Genomic DNA, 11,163 nt, shown 5'->3' with positions numbered 1-11,163 from the left:
GATTATCATAAGAGGTTGCAAAATGATAGACGGCCACGGAGGAGTTGTCATGGGGAGTGAAATCTCCGCAGGCGTAAGTGATGTGTATGTAGAAGACTGTATTATGGATAGCCCCAATCTGGATAGAGCTATCCGCATCAAATCCAACTCGAAAAGGGGAGGGGTCGTCGAAAATATTTACGTAAGAAATATCCAAGTAGGTAAAGTCAAAGAAGCTGTACTGAAAATCAATATGTTCTATGCTACTTATTCCGAGCAACAAGGAAAATTCTTGCCAGTAGTTAGAAATATCACCTTGGAAAATATTACCGTTCAAGACGGAGGTTACTATGGGATTATGGCCAAGGGATACGAAGAATTTCCTATCGAAAATATAACTTTTAAGAACGTGAAAATTGAAAAGGTAGATGAAGCCTTCTCTATCGAACACGTGAAAAATCTACGATTAATTGATACTTACGCCAACGGATCGCTTTTGCAAAGTCCAGCGAGCTCTAAGTAATTTTTACACTTAAATTTCTGTACAAATGAAGTTAGTATTTCTACAAAATAGAGATAAAGTTTACCCTTCTTTATTTCTCTTTTTACTGATGCTTTTTGCCTTTCAGGCGAATGCACAGTCTGCTTACGAAGTAAGTGGTACCATAATTGACGCGGAAACAGATTTACCCTTAATAGGGGTCACTGTGCTGGAAAAAGGAACCAGCTCTGGTACTGTTACTGATTTTGACGGTAAATATAGTATTTCGCTCACGGACCAAGCTGCAGTCTTGATTTTCAGCTACACCGGATATAAGCCACAGGAGGTAGCGGTTGCTGGGCGTACTACACTCAATTTGTCACTTAGTACAGATAGTAAAATTCTGGATGAGGTGGTGGTTATTGGGTATAAAACGATTAGTAAAAATGATTTGACAGGATCTGTAGGGAGTATTGGTACAGATGCCCTTACGAATCGGAATTTAACGGATCCACTAGAGGCTGTGCAGGGCAATATAGCTGGTGTACAAGTTTCTAATTCTACAGGTAGACTCGGTGACGGGTTTAATATTACGATTAGAGGGAACAACTCATTGAATGATGATTCCAATCCTCTTTTTGTTGTAGACGGGGTGCCGTTGGATAATATAGACTTCTTGAATCCACAAGATATTCAGCGAATTGACATCTTAAAGGATGCCTCTTCTACGGCTATTTATGGCTCCAGGGGTTCCAATGGAGTCGTTATTGTTACAACGAAGAACGGGGCTACTGCAAAGCCAGGTCTGAACATCAGTCTTGATTCTTATTACGGCGTAAAGCAAGTAGCAAGATTGCCAGAGATGATGCCTAGCGATAAATGGTGGTATTACCATCAATCAGCTTATTTAGCAACAACTAACTTGGAAGATCCTTTATCGATTACTCCAGAAGAGTTGGAGTCAAAATATGCAGGTAGCGCCAATACACTGTTGGTAGAGCGCGCCAATAACAATGAAAGCTTTGATTGGTATGATCTTGTACTTCAGGATGGCTACCAACACAATACTTACCTTAATTTTTCTGGTAATACAGAATCAGGTTTAGGCTACAATTTTGGACTTGGCGTTCAAAATGAAACAGGTAACATTGAAAACGAAGCTTTAGACAAGTACTCTTTCAAGGTGGGAATTAACCATAAGGTAAATGACCGCTTTATGTACGGACTTAATACAACTCTGGCTAGAAATGACCAACAACTTGGTAGCCAGGTAGCGATGAGAGAGGCATTTCGTCTTAATCCTTTCCTGTCTCCATACGGAATAGACGGCGAACTATTTCCACAACCAGGAAAGCTGGTAGATGAGAATGGCGATTTTCTGATCAACAAAACAAGTACCTATAACCCGCTTCTGGAAATTGCGAATTCGCGCGATGAAATCAGAAGATGGACCGGAGTTGGTAGTGCTTATCTTCAGTACAAAGCACTGGATTGGTTGACTTTCAAATCAAGTTTTGCACCTAGCTTCACAAATAGAAGAAGAGGTAGAGCATGGGGAGCAATGACCAATACTGGCATCTCTAACAACAATTTGCCATCGGCAGATTTAGAGACTTCTCAAAACTTTAATTACACCTGGGACAACCAGTTTGATATCGATTACGCAATCAATGCTGATAATAAGATCTCCTTTCTGGGGCTCCAAAGTGTCTATTCTAGTACCAACGAGGGTTCCTTCCTTAGTGCTCGGAATATGCCTTTTGATACCGAATTCTTCAATATTGGATCTGGCGAACAATCAACTTATAATGTGAGTTCTTTCTTCAATAAGCAAACCCTTTCTTCTTTTGCTGCTAGGTTGAATTATTCCTACAAGAACAAGTACTTGCTTACTTTGTCTAATCGTTGGGATGGATCTTCTCTCTTGTCAGAAGCTAATCGTTGGGATAATTTCCCTTCAGCTGCTGTGGCATGGAATGCTGTCAATGAATCATTCTTAGCAAACTCTCCTGCTGTCAGCAACTTGAGATTTAGATTGAGCTACGGATTTACGGGTAACAATATCATTTCACCGTATTCTACGCTAAATGGCCTTGATCAACAGACTTATTACGATTTTTATGGTTCCACAGCCAATGGCTGGCTGGCAAGTTCTATTGCTAATGCTCAGCTGGGCTGGGAGAAAACCAGGGAAACAAACTTCGGTATAGACTTTGGTTTCTTCAAAGATCGTATCACGGGCACCTTGGATATTTATGATCGTCTTTCGGACGAACTGCTGCTAGAGCAGCGCTTGCCTGTTGAATCAGGTTACGAATTTATCAATGCTAACATTGGTTCTGTAAGTAACAAAGGTGTTGAACTGGCCCTGACAACGAGAATCGTTCAAAAGTCAGATGTGTCCTTGTCTGCAACGGTCACCTTCACCAAGAACAACAATGAAATCGTATCTATCTACGGACAGGATCAGGTTGATGATGTAGGTAACGGTTGGTTCATCGGTGAGTCTATTAACTCCCAATACAACTATCGCTTTGATGGCATCTGGCAGGCAGACCAACGCGATGAAGCAGCCTCTTATGGCCAGCTTGAAGGTCAGGCCAGGGTTGAAGATATCAATGGTGATGGTACGATTGATCCAGATGATGACCGGGTTATTTTAGGAACTGCTGACCCTGATTGGTCTGGTAGCTTATTCACCCGATTGCGTTTTAAGAGCTTTGATCTTTCTGCTTCCGTTATCGTAAGCCAGGGAATGTATGTTTATAGCCCTTTCCACGCCAATTTTACGGATGTTCGTGATCGTGGCCGCCAGAAGTTAAATATCGGATGGTATATCCCTGAAAATGGTGCAGGTGTAACGCCACAGTTTTCTAACGAATACCCACAAGCACGTAACGCAGGAACTTACTGGAGAAACGATGGCGTAGGCTATTACCGCGACGCTTCCTTTGTGAAGATTAAGAACATCGCGTTGGGTTATACCTTCTCTGAGTCGAAGTTGAGTAAGTTGGGATTAGGCGCTTTACGCATTTATGCGAATGTCCTCAACCCATTTGTGTTTACCGATTATGATGGATATGATCCAGAATGGGCGGATGCAAGCTTCGATATTGGTAGAGTAAGTTCTATTACTTACCAAGGTGGTATTAGTGTTCAATTTTAAATTAGCAAACAATGACGAATAAAATATATATCCTGCTATTAGCTCTGACGGTAACGATGGTATCGTGTAGTGACTTTTTAGTAGAAGAAAATAAATCAAACGTAACGGCGGAAAGCTTTTACGTTACTGCAGAAGGTTTTGAAGCGCTGGTTAACGCCAATTATTCACAATTGAGAAACATTTATGGAGATGATGCCTGGCTTTTTTGCGCCGGAACTGATCTTTATGCACAAGGTAGGACGCCAGAGCCGGATGGCTTGAGTCAATATCGTGACTTGAACCCTTCCTCTGAGGGAGTCGATCATTTGTATAATACTTGTTACCGTGCTATACAAACTGCAAACCAGGCGATCTATTACGCCGATTTGACGGAGCAGACCAGTGACCTGAACACTCGTGTGGCGGAAGTTCAGTATCTCCGGGCTAATGCCTATTTTCTGCTGGTACAAACCTATGGAGGAGTTGGCTTGATTACGGAATACATCAATGAGCCAATATTGGAGTTTGACCGTAATTCTGCCGAAGATGTGTATACTTTTATCATTGGTGAATTACAGAAATCAATTGATGTTCTTCCCGGAGGAGACTTTAATGGTCGTGTTAATAAACGGGCAGCACAGCACCTTTTGGGGAAAGTCTACCTGACTCGTGGCTATGAAACCTTTGGAAGTGCTAGTGATTTTTCTACTGCAGCTTCATTGTTTGACCAGGCCATCAACGGTCAGGCGCTTGATATTCCTTTCGGAGAATTGTGGTCACCTGATAATGAGAAGAATGCAGAAGTGCTGTTTTCTGTGCAGTATTCTGCCGGTTCAGTGAGTGCTGATCCTTTTGAATTGGGCAACCGCCAGTCGAGCTACTTTGGGCCTTATCAAGGAGGGTCTGAAATTGCTGGTGATGCACCCTATCGCACGTATACACTTTGTCCTACCGATTTCGCTATTGATTTGTTTACACAAGATGATGAGCGTTATGATGGCACCTTTATGCACACCACCTATGATCGCTATTTTGACTTCTATTTCGTAGACGATCCCAGTGGTTTAGGTATTTTCCATTACTATGCACCAGCATGGGCGAGCAGTGCTCAGGATCAGGCTGATTTTGAAGCACAAAACCCTGATGCTACCTTCCATGCATACGGTACCTATGGCGCAGGAGTAGCAAGTAGTGATTATCAGACCATTCCTGTACGAAAGTTTGATGATCCGACTGCTCCTTTTGGTGAAAAAACAAGCACCAGAGATATTGTTCTTTCCAGAGTAGGAGATACTTATCTCTTAGCAGCAGAAGCCTACTTGCAAAGTGGTGATGCTGGTACAGGCCTGAATCGCTTGAATACTGTCAGAGAAAGAGCTGGTGTTGCAGCTGCGACTTCTGGGGAGTTTGACCTTGACTATATCCTCGATGAGCGGGGTAGAGAGCTACTTGGTGAGTATCACCGCTGGTTTGATTTAAAGAGAACCAAGAAGTTGGTAGAAAGGGCATCTGCTCACCACTACTTGATCGAAGAAAGCAATTTTGATGGAGCAAACGGAGAGTTGAAAATCCTTCGGCCTATTCCTCAAAGTGCGTTAGACCTTAACCAAAACAGGAGTTTTCCTCAAAATCCTGCTTATAACTAATTGATTAATTTATTAAAGGATGAGTGGATGCAATTGAAAGCACTCACTCATCCTTTTATTTTCTCCCTGAGAATTACCCGCAGCGGTGATTCCTTCCAAACTCGTTATCATGGGTATGTTTAGATTTTACAAATTCTTGGTACTGTTAGGCCTTTGCGGAATATTTTCCTGCAACAATGAACAGGCGCAAGTTGATCAACAAGAAAGTACAAACGTTGTGGTCTCTTCTTCCCTGCCTTGGTCGGAAAGAATGGCGCAGTCGGTGATGCATCGTCATTCAGAAGCCTGGATGATTGAAAATGAAGCGGCCGCAGAATGGGACTATAAAGTTGGATTGTTACTAACTTCTTTCGAGAAATTATACGAAAGAACTAAGAAAGAAAAATACCTGGACTACATCGTAGCCTATGGCAATACAATGATTGCTGATGATGGTACTATTGCTGACTATCAGTTGAATAAGTATAATATTGACATGGTTAATCCGGGGAAAATTTTATTCAACCTCCTTGATAAAACCCAGGATCAAAAATACTTGCTGGCAATGCAAACGCTGCGCAAGCAATTGGATGGACATCCTAGGACGAACGCTGGTGGTTTTTGGCACAAAAAGATTTATCCTTACCAAATGTGGTTGGATGGCTTATACATGGGCACTCCTTTTTATGCCCGATACAATGTTGTTTACGAAAATGGTGATAAAATTGAAGACATCGTTCACCAGTATGACGTAATTCAGGGCCATTCATTAGACGAAAAAACAGGACTACTCTTTCACGGTTGGGACGAAAGTATGCAGATGGATTGGGCTGATAAAACAACTGGCCGTTCTCCAGGTTTTTGGGGCCGCGCATTGGGTTGGTACATGATGGCCATGGTAGATGTTTTAGATTATATTCCCGCCGATCACCCTGGTAGAGCTACCATAAACGGCTACCTGAATGATTTGTCGGAAGCCTTGGTCACTTTTCAAGATGATTCCGGACTGTGGTACCAAGTACCAGACCAAGCCGGTAGAGAAGGGAATTACCTAGAGGCTTCCTCCTCAAGTATGTTTGTTTATGCCATGCTTAAAGGTGTTAGGAAAGGGTATTTACCCGTATCCTATCAGAAAAATGCAGAAAATGCCTATGCTGGTATTCTGAAAGAATTAATAAAAGTAGACCCTGATGGCGAAATTCACATTCACCAAACATGCGGAAGCGCAGGCTTAGGTGGTAATCCGTATCGGGATGGTACTTACGACTACTATGTCAATGAAAAAATAGAGGTAGATGACCCACATGGACTAGGTCCTTTTATTCTGGCATCGCTGGAAATAGAAGCCATCAACCTCTAATTAATCAGACCGTTATTCGTCAAAGTCGGAGGTGAGAAGTGCAACGTCGGAGTAGTTTGGTGCTCCAGAAGAAATTCCCTTACACCCTTACACTTTTACACCCTTACTACCACACAACCACTTTTCCACTCACTCGCCGATGTGCACCATTTTCCAAGAAGAAAAGTTCGTAAAAGTAGACGCCAGCGGCCAGTTGGTGTTGCGCGGTTGGAGACAACAAAGTGAAGGTTTGCTCACGTTGTTGTGGACTAGCATACTGTACCCGCCGTCCTTGGCTATCGTACATTGCCCAGCGTTGTAAAAGCACAGGTTCAGCACATTGCCACTGCCAGGGGCGAAGTCCGCGGGGCCATGCATTGGCCAAGTTACAGTCAAGAGTGTTGGCTGTAGCAGTACTGCTAATAATATCCAGCGTCAGATGGATGATACTGTCACAACCTGCTACGGTACTCAAGGGCACCGTGTAGGTGCCCGCAAGGGTAAATACGGAATCACCAATGGTATAGTTCTCACCGGAAAAAATTTCAACCTCCACTTCAGTTGAGTAGACGGGCTCTGCTGCCAGGTCGAGCAGGTAGAGCGTGTCACAGTCATTTGAGGTGCTGGCAAGGTATTCGTAAGTATCAGGGGCAGTAAGTTGTTGCCCAAACCAGGCGTAACTTTCTCCTTCACAGATGCTGGCTGCTTGCGTTACGGTAGGCGGCGGGCTTACGTTAAGGGTTAGCGTGTAGAGCGTATCACACTGTTCTTGTGTACCATCGAGTATATACTCATAGACACCTGAGGTAGTAAGGTCTTGCTCAAACCAGGAATAGCTTTCGCCTTGGCAAATATCGGCCTCCAGAGTATAGGTGTCGGCGTATTCAAAGCGGAAGGTGCGGCAAAGCTCATAGCCACAATCACTCGTAGATGCTGTTAGTTGCTCACACATCGTGGTGTCGGAGCTTACTTCGCGGCCATAGAAATTGGCGGTGGTGCCAGCACATAGCAGAAGGGTGTCATAGTCGGTTTGCATCTGATCGCCCCATTCGGGAATAAGAAAGCGGGTACGGAAGTAATGGTCACAGCCTTGATTATCGATGACCTGAAAACCTTCGATGATAGGACTAGTGATGAGGTGGGTGGTGTCTGAAGAAGCATCGGAGTTCCAGAACCAGAAGTCGGTATAGTCGGTATTAATGGTCCATACCGCAGTATCGCCGGGGCAGAGGTAAACGTCTTGGATGTCAGCAGTCACGCCTCCATAGTTGAGTGGTGGCACGGATGTCGTATTGACTTCCACCATAGCGGTATCAGGTCCGCAACTGCCCTCCTGGGCAATGTAGCGATAGATACCGGGTTGGTCGCCAGAGCTGGGTTCGTAAAAGTTGTTGTCGATATTTAGTGCGGGTACCCAGTAGCCTTCCTGGTAAGCATCTGGCCCCAAGCCTTGTAGCAAGTTAGCGACTCGATAAGGGCATAATTCCAACGAATAATCTTCACCAGCGTACAGTTCCACCTCGGGTTGTACCCGTATGAAAGCGTAGGCTGCATCGGAAGCTTGCCCGTTGGCGTAAAGATGAAAGTCCATGCGGCGCTCACCTGGGAGTGGGTCGGGGTTGGTGAGTTCAAAGCGTAGGCTCCGGATTAGATCTGCGTAGTCTTCATTGGTGACGGCGGCCAATGGCACGGCCACCAATCGGGTAGGGCTTGCCATATTGATCTGAAACAGCGGGTGTGGAACACTAACGAGCACTTCTTCCCCCAGCTGTTGGATGCCACTATGGATGTCGACCACTAGGGAGTCGACCCCACTTTCCGGAGCACGGATGAATACATCGTCGTCTGATAGTCGGTAGCTGACGGCGCAAAGGCTGTCGCTGATATAATGATCGATAAAGCGCCCGCTGCTGTCGTCTTCGTCCAGGTCCAGGCGTAGTGCGAAATTGGTGCGGAAATCATCAGGCCCAGCCAAGCCACGAGGCGGATTGCCTTCCATGGTGAGGGTGCAAAGGGCTTGGTGGGTGGTATCTTCCAGGAAGATTTCGTGGAAGGTGGAGGACTGAGCTGGTCCTACGATATTGGATGGTTCTGCACCGATAAGGCGATAGCGTTCCTGCTGATAATCATAAAATTTAGCGAGTCCACTGAACTGGGGATACTCGGTGGTGATGGTTTCGCCAAAAAAAGTGTCATTAGGCACTAAATCAATATTAACAAATTGATTAGCGGTACTTTCGATGTGAAAACGAAATGCACTGCCATACAATACGTCGTCTACGAAAACAAAATCTCCTGCGAATGGATAACTGGACGGAAGAGGCGAAAGATAATCGAAAAATTGCGTTTCCAGATTATAGGTATAGACTTGGCTTCCACCAATATAAAGCAGCCCGTCTTGGTCACAAGCTAGGGCACCTGATAGGCTGGGGATTTCGAGCAGGGTATCAAAGCGTACTCCATTGTCCAAAAATAATTCTATTAAGTAGTCAGCATCAGCAGTATAGCCGATACCGATCAAGCGTCCTTCTGGTGTAAAGGTGATGTCTGCAAGAAAGATGGTAGGGTTATTGGTCGGTAGGGTAGTGTAAGAGCAATCGGCTACATTAAATACTCCTATCCTGGAATCATCGCCGCAGTAATAAACTTGGGTGTTGACGGTGTGAGTAAGGAAAAAGAGGAAGAAATTTTTCATAGGATCATGATATTTGAAAACCGCACTACCATAGTGAAACTACGGTAGTACGGTAATGAATTAGAACTTAAACTTACTAACGTTGCTTGATCAGTGTATTAGTGAGCGTTTGGTCATTAAGGATGACCTTTTGTACATAGGTGCCTGCGGGTAGATTATTCAGATCGTCGCTCGTCAGGATGTTCTCTCCTTTAACCAGTTCAAGCGTTTGACGATGTACGCGTTGGCCCTGCATATTATACAACTCGATAATGCAAGTCTGGGTTTCGGTTACGAATAAGCTAGTGGTATAGCGATCCGCAAAAGGGTTCGGAGTAACGGTCAAATGCGAGATTGGTTCTAAAACTGGTGGTTCAGTAGCATTGCCAATTCGTAGTGATGTGCGGTGTAAACCATTTCGGCCCTCCCCCAAGTTACCGTTGTCTTCAATACTTACAATTCCATCTAAAGTAGTGACCGCTGATAATGCTTTAAGTTCCAGGAAAAACAACGGTTCGTCGGCATCAATACTTTGCGCGTTTTCGTCATAAGGAAACCACACGAAACTGACCCGGTTTTCCTCACGCGGAACAATACGGTAAGCATCGGTGAAGTCGACCAACTGACCGGAAAAGACGTTGGTGACCTCTATCGCATCCTCATCAAAATTCAAGGTATAACCAAAGAAGGACAAATCTATATCGGTGCTGGCGTATACTGGTACAAGTGCTGTTTCATTAGCAGCAAAGGAATGGTCTGCTAAAAATATTTCTTCCAGAGCGTAACTGCCTTCTTCTTCGCCACCTCGTCCACCATTCAATGCACAATCTCCCGTTACGTCTCCAATCTTGATCGCTGCGAAATTGGCTCCGTAGTAATTGCTGGAAGAAGCAGGGGCAATAATGCTTGTTGGATAATCGACCTCTTCTACCGGGACGTTGCTTCCGGAGGGAAGTGTCATCCCAAAATAATGCGTAGATGGAATGAATTCCCAATTACGATGAGCATTATCGAAATAAGGATAACCCAGTACTACCCGCTGCATACGAGTAAGGTCAAATGTAGTTATGGTATTACTCCCGTTCATGTCAGCCGCAACAAATTGAGCGGTCTCGGTAAAAGGCGCTGTCAGTTGAATATGCTTACGCGTTTTGATAATATCAAGCGTAGTAATTCCACAGGTAGTGGTGCCAGTGATTTCGTGGTTTGGTGTAATAGTGAGACCCGTAGTAGGAACAGTTTCGCTAAAGTAGCCTGTAACGTCAGATATTGCTATTTCTGGAAAATTATGAAAATAATCAATCTCAATCTCAGCATCTTCCACATGACCACCCGTAGCGTCAATTACTCCTTCGAGCGAACCGAATACGCTACGGCTGGGAGGACAGAAAGCTGTTGTCATGTCCTCTTGTATAACTAGACCTGAGCTACAGCCTCCACCCGGAATAAAGAAGCTGACATTTGAAAAGGTTAAGCTATTTACGCAATCACCGAAAGGAATGGAGAAGTAAATCTTAGCCAGTAGATCATCAGAGATAGAACTTACTGAACCACCAAGATCAACGCGAAAATAAGACCCTGATTGTGGGGTTAATGTGATAGTATTGGGAGAGTTCGCTTCGCTAAGGGCATCGTCATAGATGACAGTTAGACCGAAAGGGAAGGATATTCGTGCGTTTAAACTACTTAGCGAAGACACTCCAGAAAGAAGAACCTCCACGGAATAGCCACCTTCATCTTCGGCTTGAATCGAGCCAAATGAAATTGTACCACATTGAGCGAAAACAGAGAGTGTAGACAATAGAGAGAGTGTCAGTGTCAGGACACTGTTTTTACAATAATTCATTACTCAAAATTTAGATTTAAAAATGGTTTAATTGAGAATTTTGAATACTAGCGCGCTTAAGTAAACTCAAAGTC

Annotated in this window: 6 protein-coding genes; 4 read left to right on the top strand and 2 right to left on the bottom strand. The window is 44.2% G+C overall.

All coding sequences use genetic code 11. The features are described 5' to 3' along the window. The 4 genes from ACRBG0_RS24495 to ACRBG0_RS24480 form a co-directional block, all read left to right on the top strand. The coding region (locus ACRBG0_RS24495) for a glycosyl hydrolase family 28 protein (protein WP_431489471.1) at window positions 1–502 on the top strand (502 nt) is incomplete at its 5' end. Window positions 503–527: 25 nt separating this feature from the next. Further along, on the top strand, window positions 528–3,626 hold the full coding sequence (locus ACRBG0_RS24490; RefSeq protein WP_431489470.1) for a SusC/RagA family TonB-linked outer membrane protein: 3,099 nt from the start codon (window positions 528–530) through the stop codon (window positions 3,624–3,626). An 11-nt stretch (window positions 3,627–3,637) separates the two neighbouring features. Further along, window positions 3,638–5,251, top strand: a complete 1,614-nt coding sequence (locus ACRBG0_RS24485; RefSeq protein ID WP_431489469.1) for a RagB/SusD family nutrient uptake outer membrane protein — start codon at window positions 3,638–3,640, stop codon at window positions 5,249–5,251. A gap of 115 nt (window positions 5,252–5,366) precedes the next feature. Beyond that, a complete protein-coding gene (locus ACRBG0_RS24480; protein WP_431489468.1) occupies window positions 5,367–6,590 on the top strand; it encodes a glycoside hydrolase family 88/105 protein in 1,224 nt (407 codons plus the stop codon). Window positions 6,591–6,696: 106 nt separating this feature from the next. On the opposite strand, the gene ACRBG0_RS24475 is transcribed toward ACRBG0_RS24480, so the two are convergent. Both ACRBG0_RS24475 and ACRBG0_RS24470 read right to left on the bottom strand, forming a co-directional pair. Then, window positions 6,697–9,264 (bottom strand): hypothetical protein, encoded by a 2,568-nt coding sequence (locus ACRBG0_RS24475; protein WP_431489467.1) that lies wholly within the window; start codon window positions 9,262–9,264, stop codon window positions 6,697–6,699. 76 nt (window positions 9,265–9,340) lie between these two features. Then, entirely contained in the window at window positions 9,341–11,089 is a 1,749-nt protein-coding gene (locus tag ACRBG0_RS24470; RefSeq protein ID WP_431489466.1) for a T9SS type A sorting domain-containing protein, read from the bottom strand. Between the last annotated feature and the right edge of the window lie 74 nt (window positions 11,090–11,163).

This window comes from Lewinella sp. (genome assembly GCF_050633125.1).
Lineage (GTDB): Bacteria > Bacteroidota > Bacteroidia > Chitinophagales > Saprospiraceae > Lewinella.
The sequence above is the reverse complement of the archived record's forward strand: the minus strand, read 5'-3'. Positions and strand labels throughout refer to the sequence as shown.

Coding starts and splice junctions, on each gene's coding strand:
- ACRBG0_RS24485 (WP_431489469.1), top strand. CDS start 3,638: ATGACGAATAAAATATATATCCTGCTATTAGCTCTGACGGTAACGATG.
- ACRBG0_RS24490 (WP_431489470.1), top strand. CDS start 528: ATGAAGTTAGTATTTCTACAAAATAGAGATAAAGTTTACCCTTCTTTA.
- ACRBG0_RS24475 (WP_431489467.1), bottom strand. CDS start 9,264: ATGAAAAATTTCTTCCTCTTTTTCCTTACTCACACCGTCAACACCCAA.
- ACRBG0_RS24470 (WP_431489466.1), bottom strand. CDS start 11,089: ATGAATTATTGTAAAAACAGTGTCCTGACACTGACACTCTCTCTATTG.
- ACRBG0_RS24480 (WP_431489468.1), top strand. CDS start 5,367: ATGTTTAGATTTTACAAATTCTTGGTACTGTTAGGCCTTTGCGGAATA.